The organism is Roseomonas sp. CCTCC AB2023176 (genome assembly GCF_042259275.1).
Taxonomy (GTDB): Bacteria; Pseudomonadota; Alphaproteobacteria; order Acetobacterales; family Acetobacteraceae; genus Roseomonas.
Genome location: NZ_CP170086.1, coordinates 1336329 through 1350890, shown reverse-complemented (window position 1 = coordinate 1350890; position 14562 = coordinate 1336329). Strand labels below are relative to the sequence as shown.

Genomic DNA, 14562 nt, shown 5'->3' with positions numbered 1-14562 from the left:
CCCGCCGTGACCACCAGCGGCGCCTGATTCTTGTAGGCGGTGAAGAGGTTGCCGAGCGCGTGCCCGACGCCGGCGGCGGAATGCAGGTTGACGAAGGCGGCACTCCCCGTCGCACGAGCATAGCCGTCCGCCATGCCGATGACCGAGGCTTCCTGTAGGCCCAGCACGTAGGTGAAGTTCTCGGGCCAGCGGTCGAGGAAGCCCAGTTCGGTCGAGCCGGGATTGCCGAAGACCGTCGTCATCCCGAGGTCGCGTAGGAGCTGGAGCGTGGCCTGCCGGACCGTCGTCAGGCCCGTGTTGATGCTGCCGTCCATCAGGCGGTTCCTTCGTCGGGATTGGCTTCGAGGCCGGAGATGAGGCGCCGCAGCGCGGCGAGGAAGGCCGGGCGGTTCTGCGGGCCGACGAGTTCGTCGAGACGCCGGTCATGCGCCTCCGCATGCGCGCGGAGGTCGCGCAGCACGGCTTCCCCTTCCGCCGTCAGCGTCACGGCATAGGACCGACGGTCGGCGCCGCGCTCGCGCCGGATGAGGCCGCGGCGTTCGAGGTCGGCGGTGGCGGGCGTCAGGGTGGACTTGTCGCGGCCCGCGGCGGCGCTGAGGGCGCTCTGCGACAGGCCGGGGTTTTCGCCGATCAGGGTGAGAAGGGCGTAGCGCCCGGGTCGCAGCTCCGCGTGGCCCGTGCGGCGGGCAAAGGCGGCGAAGGAGGCTTCCTGCGCGAGGCGCAACCGGAAGCCGATCGTGTCGGCCAGCGGACCCAGGCGCAGGCCGCCGGACGCGACGAGCTTGGGGCCCATCGTCCCAGCCTCGTCCCGCTGCAGACCGCGGCTTGGCCTCGGCACGTCATCCTCCCTCGTCACCTCGGATAGTAGGATATCCAACCATTCCGACGCAAGCGCGGTGGCCCGGCCCTTCGCTTGCTTGACCGCCATCGGGTGGCGCCTATCGTCTCGCGCCGCGGAACGGAGATCGGCGGGATGCACATCGGACGGCGTCAGGCAGCGGCCTTGCTCACGCTTGCGGCGGTTCCGCGCGGGGCGACGGCGCAGGGACGGCAATCCGGCATCCTCGTAGTGGCCGTGCCGTCGGACCCGGTGGGGCTGGAGCCCGGAACGAACCGCGCGGAGCCGATCGGCAGCGAAATCATCCTCAACGTCTTCGACACCCTCGTCGCCTGGCGCGCGCCGGAGTTCCGCACGCTCGAGGGACGCCTGGCGCAGTCGTGGACCGTGTCGCCGGACGGGCGCGACTTTACCTTCGTGCTGCGGCCCAACGTGAAGTTCCACGACGGCACGCCCTGCGACGCCGCGGCCGTGAAGTTCTCGGTCGAGCGGACGAAGCAGACCAATTCCTACATGCAGTCCTCCTTCGGCCTGATCCGGGAGGTCGTGGCGACGGGGCCGCTCGAAGTCCGCATCTCCCTGACCGAGCCGATGCCCGTTTTCCTGTCGCTGCTGGCGCAGCCCCAGGCCGCCATCGTCTCGCCGGCGGGCGTGCAGCGGCACGGACAGGCTTTCGCGACGAACCCGGTGGGCACCGGCGCCTTCCGCTTCCGCGGCTACACGCCGGACACGACGGTGATGCTGGAGGCGAACCCCGACTACTTCCGCGGCGCGCCGAAACTGCAGCGCATTGTCTACCGCGTGATCCCCGATGCCTCGACGCGCCGGCTGGAACTGGAACGCGGCGGCGTGGACGTGATCCAGCAGGCCGGGCAATTGGCGGCGGTGCCGACGGAGGACGTGCGGGCCTTCCGCGCCAACCCGAACGTGGACGTGATCGAGGTGCCGAGCCAGATCATCCGGCAGTTGGAATTCAACAACCGCAAGACCTCCGGCCCGATCTCGGATGTGCGGGTGCGCCGCGCCATCACGCAGGCGATCGACTACGATGGAATCGTCAACGGCGTGCTCGGCGGCACGGCGGACCGGGTCTATGCGCCGCTCACCTCCAATTCCTGGGGCTTCGATGAAGCGTTGAAGGACATGGCGCCGAAGCACGACCCCGCCGGGGCCCGCGCGCTGCTGGCGGAAGCCGGCCACGCACCGGGATCGCTGCGCTTCGCCATCCCGACCTTCCAGGGCCCGCTCTGGGGCGGGGTCGCGACCTTCATCCAGGCCAACCTCGCGGCCGTCGGCATCGAGGCGACGGTGCGGCAGATGGAGTTCCCGGCGCTGCGCGCGCTGCACGTGTCCGGCGACTGGGACATGCTGCTGGATGGCCGCCAGCCCTGGTACAACGACCCCGACGCGCACATCACCATCGGCTACCTGTCCCGCCTGGCCGAGACGGCGATGACCTTCCGCATGCCGGTGAACGAGGACCTCGACCGGCTGATCCTCCAGGCCCAGACGACGGTGGACTTCGACCGGCGCCGCGACCTCTACGTCCAGGTGCAGAAGCAATTGATGGAGCGGGTGCCGGCGGCCTACCTGTTCTCGCCCAAGCTCATCGTGTTCAAGCGGAAGAACGTACAGGGACTCGTGGTGAACTCCGCGCCACCGCTCAACGAATACTGGGGCGTGTCGAAGGAGTAACGTGGCCCGCTTCCTCGCCAACCGGCTGGTCGCCTTCCTGCCGGTGCTGCTGCTGGTGCTGCTCGTCGTCTTCGCGGTGTCACGCCTCATCCCGGGCGATCCGGCGGTGACGCTGCTCGGCCCCGGCGCGACGCAGGGGCAGATCGACGCGCTGCGGGCGCAGTTGCACCTGGACGAGCCGGCCTGGCGGCAGTTCTTCTCCTACCTCGGCGGGGTGCTGCGGGGGGACCTCGGAAGCTCGCTCAAGACCGGGGCGCCGGTGCTGACGGAGATCGCGGGGCGGCTGCCCGCGACGATCGAGCTTGCGGTGCTCGCCGCGATCCTGTCGGTGGCTGTCGGCGTGCCGGTCGGCGTGCTGTCCGCCGTGCGGGCCAATACGGCGGTGGACCACGCGGTCCGCTTGGTGTCGCTGACCGGGGTCTCCACGCCGGCCTTCCTGCTGGCCCTGGTGCTCCAGATCGTCTTCGGGATCGTTCTGGGATGGCTGCCGATCTCCGGGCGGACCAGCCCCTACTACTTCGCGGATGCGGTGACAGGATCGGCGGTGCTGGACGCACTGCTGGCGCGGGACTGGGAGTCCGCCTGGGACGCCGCGTCGCACCTGATCCTGCCGGTGCTCGTCCTCGCGGCCTTCCTGGCGGCGACGCTGTCCCGCTTCGTGCGGGATTCGATGCTGGAGGCCATGCGGGAGGACTACGTTCGCACCGCCCGCGCGAAGGGCCTGCCGGAGCGGTCCGTCATATTCACCCACGCGCTGCGCAACGCGCTGCTGCCGGCGGTCACCGTGCTCGGCCTCAAATTCGCGGAACTCCTGGGCGGCGCGATCCTGACGGAGACGGTCTTCGCCTGGCCCGGCGTCGGCCGCTACATGTTCGATGCGATCCGCAACCGCGACTATCCCGTCGTGCAGGGGGCGACGCTCGTTTTCGCGTTGCTGTTCATGCTCGTCACGCTCCTCGTGGACGTGGTCCAGGGCTGGCTGGATCCCCGCATTCGGGGACGGCTGGGGTGACGGACATCGGGCGCTTCCTTGCGCGCAACCGCCTCGCGGCGGTCGGGGCGGCGACCCTGGCGCTGATGCTGCTGGCGGTCGTGCTGGCACCGCTGGTCGCGCCTTCGCCGATCGCCGTGGACGTGGCGAACCGGCTGGCGCCGCCGGGCTCGGCGCATCCGCTCGGCACGGATCCGCTGGGACGGGACGTGCTGGCACGGGTGCTCCACGGGGGCGGGCTACCCTGGTCATCGGCGTCGCCGTGGTCGCTGCGGCCTTCGCCGTCGGGGTGGTCGCGGGGATGACGGCCGGGCTCCTCGGTGGTCTCGCGGATGCGCTGATCATGCGTTTCGCCGACGCGCTGCTGGCCTTCCCGGGGCTGGTGCTGGCGATCGCCTTGGCCGCGGCGCTCGGGCCGGGGCTGGGAAACGCGATGCTGGCCGTTGCCATCACCCTCGCACCGCAATTCGCGCGCCTTGCCCGGGCGCAGGCCCTGTCCATCTCGACCCGGCCCTTCGTGGAGGCGGCCGTCGCCGCGGGGACACCGCCCGCGAAGATCCTGTCGCGGCACGTGCTGCCGAACGGGATCGGGGCGCTGCTGGTGCAGGCCTCGCTCGCGGTGGGGTCGGCGATCCTACAGACGGCGGCGCTCGGCTTCCTGGGGCTCGGGGCCCAGCCGCCGCTGCCGGAATGGGGGCGGATGTCGCGGCGGGCCTGCCACTGGTGCGCGACGCGCCCTGGGTGGCCCTGGCACCGGGTGGCGCGATCCTGCTGGCGGCGCTGTCGTTCAACCTGCTGGGGGACTCGCTCGCCGACTGGTTCGACCCCCGGCGGCGCATGGCGGCCTGAGCGTGCGGGTCATGTCCCATCGGTGGGGTACTGATCGGCCGCCGGTCAAGCCGCGGATCGCAGCACCTGCCACGCCCACCGACGCCGGCCGTCACCGGGGCGGCGCAACGCAACCGCCGCCCCGCGCGGCCCGACGCATGGAACACGCATGACCCAGACGATGCCCGCGAAGGACTACGCGATCACCTTCTTCTACTACGACGACATCCAGCGCGTCGTGCCGTTCTACGAAGGGACGCTCGGCTTCGAACTGGTGCTGGATCAGGGTCTCGCGCGCATCTACCGGATCGCGCCGAACTCCTATTTCGGCATCGTGGACGGCAACCGCGGGCACCTGCGGCACCAGCCGACATCGGCCGTCCTGCTGACGATCGTGGCGGAGGACGTGGCGGGCTGGCACGCGCGGCTCAAGGCGGCGGGCGTGCCGAGCCTCGGCGAGATGCAGCGCGGAACCTATTGCGAGCACTTCTTCTTCGAAGACCCGGCCGGCTACGCGATCGAGGTGCAGCGCTTCCACGACCCGGCCATCGCCGCGTTGTTCCGCTGACGATGTGGGGCGATGCGGCACGATCCGTCGCCGCGGAGACGTTTTCGCGCCTGCGGGGCCTGCCCCTCGCGGCGCTGCCCCGCGCCGGAGGATCGCCCGTCGTCACGATCGAGGAGGCGTACCAGCCGCTCCTGACCGACTGGACGGACGAGGACGCGGCGGCGAAGGGCCTTCGCCGCGGCGTGACTCAACGCCCGCCGCCGGTGCACCACACCGCGCTGGAACGCGCGGCGGCGGAACCGGTGCTGCTGCTGACGGGAGAGGCGGGAAGCGGCCGGACGACCTTCTGCCGCGACCTCGCGCTCCATCTGGCGGGGGAGGTGCTGGGCGAGCGGGGCTACGGCCTCGCACAACGGCGCCGCGCCGTCCCGCGTGGCCCGGACGGGACGGTGCGGGAGGAAGCCTGGACCGGCCCCGTGCCGCTGCCGCTGCTGCTGGAGGACGGCGGTACGCTGGACGCGCGCCTCGCCGTCGCCGGGCCGCAGGCGGAGGGGCTGCTGCGCGCTGCACGGGCCGGCGCGCTACCGCATCCGCTGCTGCTGATCCTCGACGCCGCCGATCGGTTGGGGGACGACTGGGCCCAGTCGCTGCTCCACCTGCGTGCGCCCGGACTGCGGCTGCTGGCGACGGCCGATCGGGACGCGGTGCCCGGCCTGCCCGGCTTCCGGCGGCACGCCGTGCTGCCCCTGCTGCGGGCGCAGCGGGCCGCGTTTCTCGAAGCCTGCGCGGCGCGCCTGGGTCCGCTGCCAGCCCTGGGCGATCCCGCCAGCCTGCCGGGCGTGCTCGCCTTGCAGGTCGCCGTCGGGGGCGACACGGCCGGGGACGTCGCGGCGCGCTTCTCGGCCGCGCTGGAAGCGGCGACGGACTTCCCCGACGCGCTGCGTCCCGCCACCGGTCGCATGATGCGCCCGCACCTGCTCGCGCGGTCGCTGGAAGGACTGGCGCCGGCCCTCACGGTGGAGCGCGCCGCGGGGCGGGAGGGGGCCGCGGCGCTCCGCCTGCTGGCGGAAGCGCGGCCGGATCAGGCAGCGGGGATCGCCGAGGCGCTGCTAGCCCTCTCGTCGGACGACGCGATCCTGCTGGCGGCGGACCTGCTCCGCCTCGGGCCCGCGCCGGACGCGTCGCGGGCGCGGGTGGCGCAAGGGCTGGTCCGCATCATCGGCGCCGATGGGCTGACACCGGCGCGGCGTGCCCTGGCCGGACGTCACCTCGCCGCGCTGGGCGACCCGCGGGACCTGGAGGCCCTGGTCGCAATCCCGGCCGGCCCCTTCACGATGGGCTCCGCGTCGCCGCCGAACAGCGCGCCGCCGCACGCGGTGAACCTCCCGGCCTACCGGATCGGACGATATCCCGTGACGAACCGGCTCTACGCCCGCTTCGCCGATGAGACGGGGCGACCCTGGCCCACGGCGAATGGCCGCGACCCCGAACGGGCCAACCACCCCGTCACCGACGTGACCTGGCGGGACGCGCGGGCCTGCTGCGACTGGCTCACCCCCCTGCGGCGCCTGGAGGAACGGATCGGTGCTGACGAAGTCGTCCGCCTGCCGACCGAGGCGGAGTGGGAATGCGCGGCCCGCGGCGCCGCGGCCCGCTACCCAGCCGCGTCGGTCTATGGCTATGAGGGCCCGTGGCAGCCGCACCGTGCGAACGACGAGGCGGCGGGGCTGAACGAGCCAGTGGCCGTCGGCCTGTTCCCCGCGGGACGGTCGCCGGAGGGCTGCGACGACCTCTGCGGGAACGTGTGGGAATGGTGTTCCAGCCTCTGGGGCGGGGAGATGGCGGTCCCCGCCTTCGCCTACCCCTACGACGCAGCGGATGGGCGCGAGGATCCGGACGCCGCCCCGGCGGTGCGGCGCATCCTGCGCGGCGGCTGCTTCTCCTCCGCCACCGACAAGGCCACCGCCACCTACCGCGGCGCGCTGGAACCGGACGGGTTCTGGCGCGGCAACGGCTTTCGCATCGTCGTCGCGCCGGCTTGAGGCGGCGCTAAAGCGTCCGGCGCAGCCATGCCCCGGCCTTCGCGACGGCGTCCCGCGCCGGCGCCACGTGGTCCAGCGCCCGGAGGAAGCCGTGCACCGTGCCGGGGAAGAGCTCCTCCTCCACCGCCACGCCGGCCTCCCGCAGGCGTCCCGCCATCGCGCGACTCTCGTCCCGCAGCACGTCGAGTTCGGCGATGTGCAGCAGGCAGGGTGGCAGCCCTCGCAGGTCGGCGCGGATCGGCGCGCAGTACGGCGACAGGCGGTCGGCCAGGTCCGGCGCGTAGGCGTCCCAGTAGAACCGCATCTTCTCGAGTGTCAGCCCGTAGCCGTCCGCGAATTCGGCGTAGGAGGGTGTTGCCATCGTGTCGTCGAAGACGCCGTAGTTCAGCAGAAGCCCGCGGAGCGCCAGGGACGGGTCGGATTGCCGCAGCAGCAGCGCCGTGCCGAGGGCGAGGTTGCCGCCGGCTGAATCGCCACCGAGCGCGATCCGCGTCCCGTCCAGGCCCCATTCCCCGCCGTGCCGCGCGATCCAGCGGACGACGCCCGCGATCTCCTCCGGCGCCTGGGGGAAGGTCGCTTCGGGGGACAGCGCATAGTCCACGCCGAGCACGGCGCAGCCCGCCCCCTTCGCGTAGGCGCGCATGAGCGTGTCGTGCGTGTCCACGTTGCTCCAGACCCAGCCGCCTCCATGGGCGTAGATCAGGACGGGGAGCAGCGCGTCCGTCGTCGGCCGGTGCACGCGGCAGAAAACGCGTCGGCCGCGGGAGAGAACCCAGCGGTCCGCGCTCTCGGCCATGCGAGGTTCCGGGGTGAACAGGGTCATGTTCAGCGCGTCGTTGGCCGCACGGCCCGGGTCCATCGGGCGGGCGAGTACGGCGGGCGGGAAGGCCGCAGCCCGCTCCTCCATAATGCGGCCGAAGGCGGCCATCTCGGGGTGCAGGCGGGGATCTGCGGGCACGCGGCGGTTCCTCTGGGCGGAACCAGTGAAGGCCGGGCGGTGCCGTGGCTCAAGCCCTCGGCGACGCCTGATGCGCCGGCGTGGACGCGCCGGCCGCCGGCTGCCCCGTCGGGCAGCCCACCGGCGCGACGTGCGGCGGCGACGGTCGCGCCCGTCGCGGGCCTGCTCAGGAGTTCTGCGTCACGCCGACGGACGTGTCCGCGCGATCCGCGCCGCGCCGCGACGCCACGCCCAGCAGGACGAAGGCCAGCGCCGCGATCCACAGGAAGGACCGTGCGATCTCCGCGTGCTCCGCCAGGCCGGCCACCGCCAGCACGCCGTCGCTCGCCGCGAAGGCAAGCGCGGCGAGCGCGAGGAGGACGCCGAAGCCCACGATGCCCGCGGGCTCGGCCATGCGCGCCAGCAGGTTGGACGAGGCCCTGATCACGTGTTTATCCAGGGCGCGCGCCGCCAGAGTTCGGTGTAGCGGGCCTGGCTGGCGCGCATCCGCGCCTCCCAGATCGGACCCGGTTCGACGGTCGGCTCGATGAATTGCGCTTCGAAGGTGCGGACCGTCGCGGGGTCCTGCGCCGTCTCGGTCATCGCGTCGCGCAGACGCTCGACGATGCGTGACGGGGTCGCGGAGGGAACGACGAGGCCACGCTCCGAATACATCTCGAAGTCGATGCCGAGGCTCTTGAAGGTCGGGGTCTCCGGCGCGAATCGGCTGCGCTCGGCGCCGCCATGGGCCATGAAGCGGACGCCGCGGGGCTCCGGCATCACCTCGCCGATCGAGACGCAGTTGACCTGCACCTGATTGGCCAGCAGCGCGGTACGCTGCACCGGCGCGCCGTTGTAGTGCACCAGCGTGAAGCGCGCGCCCGTGATCGAGGAGATGAGCGCCATCATCAGGTGGTCATCGGTGCCGATGCCGGAGGTGGAGACGACGATCTCCTCCGGCGCGGCCAGCGCGCGGCGGATCAGGTCGGGCACATCCTTGATCGGGCTGTCGGCGCGCACCATCAGCCCGGTCGGGTCGGTCATGATGTTGCCGAGGAAGGCGAAGCTGTCGAGGTTGTACTGCGCGCGGCGCTCGACCGGGATCGTCACGAAGGACGGCATGTTCGTCAGGCCAAGCACGTGGCCGTCGGGGCGGGCGCGCGCGACGTAGGACAGCGCGACCTCGCTGGAAGCGCCCGGCTTGTTCACCACCGTGATCGGTTGGCCGAGCCGCTGCTCCAGGTGCCGGGCGAAGAGGCGGGCGACGATGTCCGTGCCGCCACCCGGCGCGAAGCCCACGACGAGCTCGACGGGGCGGTCGGGCCTCCAGTTCGAGGCGAGGGCTGGCCGGGCGAGCGGGGCGGCCAGCAGGGATCCCAGGATGGCGCGGCGCGGCAGTCGGGTCATCGGGGTCTCCAAGGTGAGGACCCCGCTTTAACGACGTGTCGCTGCCGGGTTGAATGGGCGCCGGGGGCCTCGCCTCCGAAACCTGTGAAGGGTTTGACTGGTGGGGCCGTAAATCTGTGAAGCCTTCACGGGACGGCGCTGCTTCCGCCCTGCCGGCAACCCGGATAGCCTTTCCGTGACGATCGGGAGGAATGCATGGCCGCGGTCCGGACCATGGGCGAATTGCTGGCAGTGGGCGCCGCCGCGGCTAAGGCGATCCGCGCGACGGAGGGACGGCCGGCGCTGACCTACGGCGCACTGCGTGCCCTCGCCGCGCGGACGATCGAGTCGCTCAATGCCCGGGGCATCGGCCGCGGCGACCGCGTGGGCATCGTGATCCCCAATGGGCCGGAAATGGCGACGGCCTTCGTCGCGGTCGCCTGCGCCGCGACGACGGCGCCGCTGAACCCCGCCTACCGGCAGGAGGAGTTCGAGTTTTACCTCGACGACCTCAAGGCCCGCGCGCTGATCGTGCTGCGCGGCGACGCGACGCCGGTGCGCGCGGCAGCCGAGAAGCTTGGCGTGCCGATCCTGGAACTGGTGCCCGGCGAGGCAGCCGGCGACTTCACGCTGGAAGGCGGCACGCCGGCACAGGCAGCGCGCCCGGGTGCGGCGGGTGAGGATGACGTGGCCCTCGTTCTCCATACCTCCGGCACGACGGCGCGGCCGAAGATCGTGCCGCTGACGCATGGCAACGTCACGGCCTCCGCGCGCCACATCGGCGCCGCGCTTTCGCTCTCGGCGGACGACACCTGCCTCAACATCATGCCGCTGTTCCACATCCACGGGCTGATCGCGGCGACGCTGTCCTCCCTCGGCGCGGGCGGGGCGGTGTGCTGCACCCCGGGCTTCGACGCGCTGCGCTTCTTCCGCTGGATGGACGAGGAACGGCCGACCTGGTTCACCGCCGTACCCACGATGCACCAGGCCATCCTCTCGCGTGCCGAGCGGAACCGGGAGGTCATCGGCCGCGTGCCGCTGCGCTTCCTCCGCTCCTCCTCGGCATCCCTGCCCGGGCCGGTGATGCAGCAGCTGGAAGCCGTCTTCGGCGTGCCGCTCGTCGAGAGCTACGGGATGACCGAGGCCTCGCACCAGATGTGCTCCAATCCGCTCGCCGGTCCGCGCAAGCCCGGCCTCGTCGGCCTGCCCGCGGGGCCGGAGGTCGCGATCATGGGCGATGACGGTACGATCCTGCCGAAGGGCGCGATCGGCGAGGTCGTGATCCGCGGCCCGAACGTCACGAAGGGCTACGACTCCAACCCCGACGCGAACGCCAAGGCCTTCACCAACGGCTGGTTCCGCACCGGCGACCAGGGGACCTTCGACGAGGACGGGTTCCTCATGCTGACCGGGCGGCTGAAGGAACTGATCAACCGTGGCGGCGAGAAGGTCTCGCCGCTGGAGGTCGACGGCATCCTCTCCGCCCACCCGGCCGTCGCGCAGGCGCTGACCTTCGCCATCCCCCACGCGAAGCTCGGCGAGGAGGTCGGCGCTGCCATCGTGCTGCGCGAAGGTCACGATCTGACGGAACGCGAGTTGCGTGACTTCGCCGCAGGCCACCTCGCCGACTTCAAGGTGCCGAGGAAGGTCGTGTTCCTGCCGGAGATCCCCAAGGGCGCGACGGGCAAGCTGATGCGGATCGGCCTCGCCGAGAAACTCGGCCTCTCGCTCTGACGCCGGGGAGTCCCACGTGAAGATTTGCATCTTCGGCGCCGGCGCGATCGGCGGGCTGATGGCTGCGCGCCTCGCCGCGAAGGGCGACGCGGAGGTCACGGTGATCGCGCGCGGGCCGCACCTCGCGGCCATGCAGGCCAACGGCATCCTGCTGCGGAGCGAGGGCGAGGAGCTGCGCGCCCATCCCCGCTGCGTCGCGACGGCGGAGGAAGCGGGGCCGCAGGATTACGTCCTCATCACGTTGAAGGCGCATTCGCTGCCCTCCGCCGCCCCGGGCATGCGGCCGCTGCTGGGGCCGGACACCGCCATCGTCTCCGCCGTGAACGGCGTGCCCTGGTGGTACTTCCACAAGCTCACCGGACCCTTCGAGGAATCGCGCGTGCGCAGCGTGGACCCCGACGGCTCGGTCTGGGAGAACCTGCATCCCTCCCGCGTCATCGGCTGCATCATCTACCCAGCCGCCGAGGTCGCGGAGCCCGGCGTCATCGAGCACACCTACGGCGACCGCTTCACTCTCGGCGAGCCGGATGGCAGCCGCAGCGCGCGCACCTCCGCCTTCTCGGAGGCTTTGATCGCCGCGGGCTTCAAGGCGCCAGTCCGCCCCCGCATCCGCGACGAGATCTGGGTGAAGCTCTGGGGCAACCTGGCCTTCAACCCGATCTCCGCGCTGACCGGCGCGACGCTCGACGTCATCACCGCCGAACCGGGCCAGCGCGGCGTCGCGCGCGCCATGATGGTGGAGGCGCAGTCGGTCGCCGAGAAGCTCGGCGTCCGCTTCGCGATCGACGTGGACAAGCGCATCGCCGGCGCGGCGGAGGTCGGCGCGCACAAGACCTCCATGCTCCAGGACCTGGAGAGGGGTCGGCCGATGGAGATCGACGCCCTTCTCGGCGCCGTGGTGGAACTGGCGGAGATGGTGGATGTCCCCGTCCCGGCCTGCCGCACCGTCCTGGCCCTGGTGCGCGCGAGGGCGCGGACCGCGGGCTGCTACGACGGCTGAACCACCGGCCCGCTTGCCGCGGGAGGCGCAGGCCGCGGGGCGGCCGCCGGATCTACCGGTCGCGGGCACGACGGCGCCCTCGTCGCCCGTGGCAGCCCCGACCGGGATTGCGCACCGCGCTCCGTTCAGTCCGTTCCCTTGATCCCCAGCGCGGAGACCAGCGCGACGTAGCGCTCCTGCTCCTGCCGCATGAAGGCCGCGAGGTCCTCCGGCGTGCCCGCGGCGGGTTCGGCGCCCATGACGGCCAGCCGCTCGCGCAGCTCGTCCGTCGCCAGGATCGCCTGCGCCGCCGCGTTCAGCGCCGCGACGGCCGCGGGCCGCATCGCCGCGGGGCCGAGCAGGCAGCCCCAGGACGTCGCGCCGTAGCCGGCGAACCCGCCTTCGGCCACCGTTGGCAGGTCCGGCAAAAGCCGCGACCGCTCGGGCCCCGCGAGCGCGATCATCCGCAGGCTGCCGGACTGCACGTGCGGCAGCACGGCGGCGTAGGCGTCGAACATCATCTGCGTCCGCCCGGCCAGCAGGTCCGCATGCGCCGCCGTGGATCCGCGATAGGGCACGTGCTCCATCTCCACCCCCGCGCGGCGCAGCAGGTCCGCCGCGAAGATGTGCGGGTTGGACCCGTTGCCGGACGAAGCGAAGGCCGTGCGGCCGCCCTGCGCGCGCGCCCAGGCCAGGAAGTCCGGCAGCGTCCGCGCCGGGACCGAGGACGGGACGACCATCACCAGCTGTACGTCCGCCGTCTTCACGATCGGCGCGAAATCCCCGATCGGGTCGTAGGGCAGGGTCGGGAACAGGGCCTTGTTGACCACGTGCGAGGACGCGACGAGCGCGATCGTGTGCCCGTCCGGCGGTGCCTTCGCCACGGCGTCGGTGCCGATGATGCCGGAGGCGCCGGGCCGGTTCTCGACCACGCCCGGCTGTCCCAGCCGCGCCCGCAGCCGCTCCGCGATCAGGCGCGCCGTGATGTCGGAGGCGCCGCCCGCGGTATAGGGCACGATGATCCGGATCGGGCGGTCCGGCGCCCAGCCGCCCTGTGCGGCCGCCGTCCCGGCGCGGGCGGTGGTGGCGAGGACAGGGGCCGCGGCGAGCGCCACGCGTCGTCGGATCATCATCGTTCGTTCCCTCTGCCGCGAAGGCTAGCCCCGGCGCGGCCCCGCCGGAACCGTTCGTTGGCCCGCCCGGCCCATCCGGCGACCGGCTCGTTCCCGGTCAAGCCCGCCTATTGATCCGGCGCGCGGCCGGGCAGCCAGACCCGGAAGGTCGTCCCGATCCCCGGCTCGCTCTCGATCAGCAGCTGCCCGCGGTGATGGTTCACGATGTGCTTCACGATGGCCAGGCCCAGCCCCGTGCCGCCGACGCTGCGAGACCGGCCCTTGTCCACGCGGTAGAAGCGCTCCGTCAGGCGGGGGATGTGCTCCCGCGCGATCCCCGGCCCGTCATCCGCGACGCGCAGGAGCACGCCCGGCGGCAGCCCGCCCTCCGACCCGCGGAGCACGCGTACGGAGAGGATGATCTGCCCGCCCTCCCGCCCGTGCCGCACCGCGTTCTCCAGCAGGTTGCGCAGCACCTGCGACAGTTGCTCCGGCTCGGACGGCGCGGCGACGGCGGGTTCCAGTTCCAGGGAGACCTGCGCCTTCCGGGCCTGCAGGATTGGCGCGAGGGCCTCCGCCTCGGCTTCCGCGAGCAGATCCAGGCGCGCCGACTGCTCCGGCGCCCGGTGCTCGTTCATCTCGATGCGCGACAGGCCGAGCAGGTCGTCGATCAGCCGCCGCATCCGCTCCGCCTGCTCCGCGACGATCCCGAGGAAGCGGGTGCGAGCGTCCGAATCGTCGACCGCCGGCCCGCGCAGCGTCTCGACGAAGCCGATGATGGAGGAGAGCGGGGTCCGCAATTCGTGCGACGCGTTCGTCACGAAGTCCGCCCGCATCCGCTCCGCCGCGCGGGCCTGCGTGCGATCCGCCAGCACGACGAGGAGCCGCCCCCATCGGCCAGCGGCGGATCCATGGGGATCACCTGCGCCGAGAGGTCGCGCGGCACCGGCACCGGCAGCACGACGTCGGCATAGGCCGGGGCGCCGCGCTCCAGCGCCGTATCCACCGCCCCTGCGATCGAGGGGTGCCGCAGGAAGGCCGCGGTGTCGTCGCGCTCGCCCGACCCGAAGACGCGGCGCGCCGCGGCATTCGCGCGCAGCGGGGACCGGTCCGCGCCGAGCACCAGCAGCGGATCGGGCAAGGCCTCCACGATCGCGGTGTCGGCGCGGCGGAGACGGTTCACCAGCGCTTCCCGCTCCGCCAGGCCGCGCGCCAGGCGGTTGGCCTGCTCGGCGACCGCGCGCGCCGCGGGGAGGAGGACCGGGCGCGGCGGGCCGGGCGGATGGCCGTCCGCCGCCCGCCGCAGGTCGGCCGTCAGCGCCGCGAGCGTCGAGAGCCAGACCCAGGCGAGGCTGCCCGCCGCGACGAGGGTGACCGAGAAGGCGGCCACGGCGTCCGCGGCCGGCAAGGCGGTGCCGATCCCCAGCGCGAGGATGGCGACGAGGGGGACGCCGCCGATCAGCAGCGTTCCCCGCGCCCATTGCCACAGGCCTACGCGCACGCCCCCTCCCC

General features: G+C 72.6%; 15 protein-coding genes and 1 pseudogene. 8 read left to right on the top strand and 8 right to left on the bottom strand.

Annotated features, from left to right (window positions below; all coding sequences use genetic code 11):
- Positions 1-38 precede the first annotated feature (38 nt).
- Both ACE7GA_RS06765 and ACE7GA_RS06760 read right to left on the bottom strand, forming a co-directional pair.
- Positions 39-242: pseudogene (locus ACE7GA_RS06765) on the bottom strand (thiamine pyrophosphate-binding protein); the annotation flags it as partial.
- A 71-nt stretch (positions 243-313) separates the two neighbouring features.
- Complete coding sequence (locus ACE7GA_RS06760) at positions 314-928, bottom strand: MarR family winged helix-turn-helix transcriptional regulator (RefSeq protein WP_376097455.1); 615 nt, start codon at positions 926-928, stop codon at positions 314-316.
- 45 nt (positions 929-973) lie between these two features.
- Here ACE7GA_RS06760 and ACE7GA_RS06755 point away from each other — a divergent pair, with 45 nt between their 5' ends.
- The 6 genes from ACE7GA_RS06755 to ACE7GA_RS06730 all read left to right on the top strand — a co-directional run bounded on the left by ACE7GA_RS06755 (position 974) and on the right by ACE7GA_RS06730 (position 6902).
- Positions 974-2533, top strand: coding sequence for an ABC transporter substrate-binding protein (locus ACE7GA_RS06755; protein ID WP_376097452.1), 1560 nt, complete (start codon positions 974-976; stop codon positions 2531-2533).
- Position 2534: 1 nt separating this feature from the next.
- Positions 2535-3545 carry an ABC transporter permease gene (locus ACE7GA_RS06750; RefSeq protein WP_376097449.1) on the top strand — a complete coding sequence of 337 codons (1011 nt, stop codon included), beginning with the start codon at positions 2535-2537 and terminating at the stop codon, positions 3543-3545.
- A complete protein-coding gene (locus tag ACE7GA_RS06745; RefSeq protein WP_376097446.1) occupies positions 3542-3829 on the top strand; it encodes a hypothetical protein in 288 nt (95 codons plus the stop codon). Before ACE7GA_RS06750 ends, ACE7GA_RS06745 begins: the two co-directional genes overlap by 4 nt.
- Positions 3826-4407, top strand: a complete 582-nt coding sequence (locus tag ACE7GA_RS06740; RefSeq protein WP_376097443.1) for an ABC transporter permease — start codon at positions 3826-3828, stop codon at positions 4405-4407. The genes ACE7GA_RS06745 and ACE7GA_RS06740 overlap by 4 nt, the downstream gene beginning before the upstream one ends.
- Positions 4408-4521: 114 nt before the next feature.
- Positions 4522-4920, top strand: a complete 399-nt coding sequence (locus ACE7GA_RS06735; protein WP_376097440.1) for a VOC family protein — start codon at positions 4522-4524, stop codon at positions 4918-4920.
- 2 nt (positions 4921-4922) lie between these two features.
- Complete coding sequence (locus tag ACE7GA_RS06730) at positions 4923-6902, top strand: SUMF1/EgtB/PvdO family nonheme iron enzyme (RefSeq protein ID WP_376097437.1); 1980 nt, start codon at positions 4923-4925, stop codon at positions 6900-6902.
- A 7-nt stretch (positions 6903-6909) separates the two neighbouring features.
- Here the strand turns inward: ACE7GA_RS06730 and ACE7GA_RS06725 are convergent, their stop codons facing one another.
- The 3 genes from ACE7GA_RS06725 to ACE7GA_RS06715 form a co-directional block, all read right to left on the bottom strand.
- On the bottom strand, positions 6910-7860 hold the full coding sequence (locus ACE7GA_RS06725) for an alpha/beta hydrolase (protein ID WP_376097434.1): 951 nt from the start codon (positions 7858-7860) through the stop codon (positions 6910-6912).
- A 166-nt stretch (positions 7861-8026) separates the two neighbouring features.
- The gene (locus ACE7GA_RS06720) at positions 8027-8287 is read right to left on the bottom strand and encodes a hypothetical protein (protein WP_376097431.1); all 261 of its coding nucleotides are present in this window, start codon (positions 8285-8287) and stop codon (positions 8027-8029) included.
- On the bottom strand, positions 8284-9246 hold the full coding sequence (locus ACE7GA_RS06715) for a tripartite tricarboxylate transporter substrate binding protein (protein WP_376097428.1): 963 nt from the start codon (positions 9244-9246) through the stop codon (positions 8284-8286). Before ACE7GA_RS06715 ends, ACE7GA_RS06720 begins: the two co-directional genes overlap by 4 nt.
- A 195-nt stretch (positions 9247-9441) precedes the next feature.
- Between ACE7GA_RS06715 and ACE7GA_RS06710 the strand changes: the two genes are divergently transcribed.
- Both ACE7GA_RS06710 and ACE7GA_RS06705 read left to right on the top strand, forming a co-directional pair.
- Entirely contained in the window at positions 9442-10959 is a 1518-nt protein-coding gene (locus ACE7GA_RS06710) for an acyl--CoA ligase (protein WP_376097425.1), read from the top strand.
- 16 nt (positions 10960-10975) lie between these two features.
- Positions 10976-11959 (top strand): 2-dehydropantoate 2-reductase, encoded by a 984-nt coding sequence (locus ACE7GA_RS06705; protein ID WP_376097422.1) that lies wholly within the window; start codon positions 10976-10978, stop codon positions 11957-11959.
- 125 nt (positions 11960-12084) lie between these two features.
- Here ACE7GA_RS06705 and ACE7GA_RS06700 read toward each other — a convergent pair whose 3' ends face one another.
- The 3 genes from ACE7GA_RS06700 to ACE7GA_RS06690 all read right to left on the bottom strand — a co-directional run bounded on the left by ACE7GA_RS06700 (position 12085) and on the right by ACE7GA_RS06690 (position 14551).
- The gene (locus tag ACE7GA_RS06700; RefSeq protein WP_376097419.1) at positions 12085-13071 is read right to left on the bottom strand and encodes a tripartite tricarboxylate transporter substrate binding protein; all 987 of its coding nucleotides are present in this window, start codon (positions 13069-13071) and stop codon (positions 12085-12087) included.
- Between the two features lie 107 nt (positions 13072-13178).
- Complete coding sequence (locus ACE7GA_RS06695; RefSeq protein WP_376097416.1) at positions 13179-13925, bottom strand: sensor histidine kinase; 747 nt, start codon at positions 13923-13925, stop codon at positions 13179-13181.
- Positions 13868-14551, bottom strand: coding sequence for a hypothetical protein (locus ACE7GA_RS06690; RefSeq protein WP_376097413.1), 684 nt, complete (start codon positions 14549-14551; stop codon positions 13868-13870). Before ACE7GA_RS06690 ends, ACE7GA_RS06695 begins: the two co-directional genes overlap by 58 nt.
- Positions 14552-14562: the final 11 nt, after the last annotated feature.

Excerpts from the sequence above, each read along its gene's own strand:
- ACE7GA_RS06760 (WP_376097455.1), bottom strand. The coding sequence starts at position 928 with ATGGCGGTCAAGCAAGCGAAGGGCCGGGCCACCGCGCTTGCGTCGGAA.
- ACE7GA_RS06755 (WP_376097452.1), top strand. The coding sequence starts at position 974 with ATGCACATCGGACGGCGTCAGGCAGCGGCCTTGCTCACGCTTGCGGCG.
- ACE7GA_RS06740 (WP_376097443.1), top strand. The coding sequence starts at position 3,826 with ATGACGGCCGGGCTCCTCGGTGGTCTCGCGGATGCGCTGATCATGCGT.
- ACE7GA_RS06735 (WP_376097440.1), top strand. The coding sequence starts at position 4,522 with ATGACCCAGACGATGCCCGCGAAGGACTACGCGATCACCTTCTTCTAC.
- ACE7GA_RS06730 (WP_376097437.1), top strand. The coding sequence starts at position 4,923 with ATGTGGGGCGATGCGGCACGATCCGTCGCCGCGGAGACGTTTTCGCGC.
- ACE7GA_RS06715 (WP_376097428.1), bottom strand. The coding sequence starts at position 9,246 with ATGACCCGACTGCCGCGCCGCGCCATCCTGGGATCCCTGCTGGCCGCC.
- ACE7GA_RS06710 (WP_376097425.1), top strand. The coding sequence starts at position 9,442 with ATGGCCGCGGTCCGGACCATGGGCGAATTGCTGGCAGTGGGCGCCGCC.
- ACE7GA_RS06700 (WP_376097419.1), bottom strand. The coding sequence starts at position 13,071 with ATGATGATCCGACGACGCGTGGCGCTCGCCGCGGCCCCTGTCCTCGCC.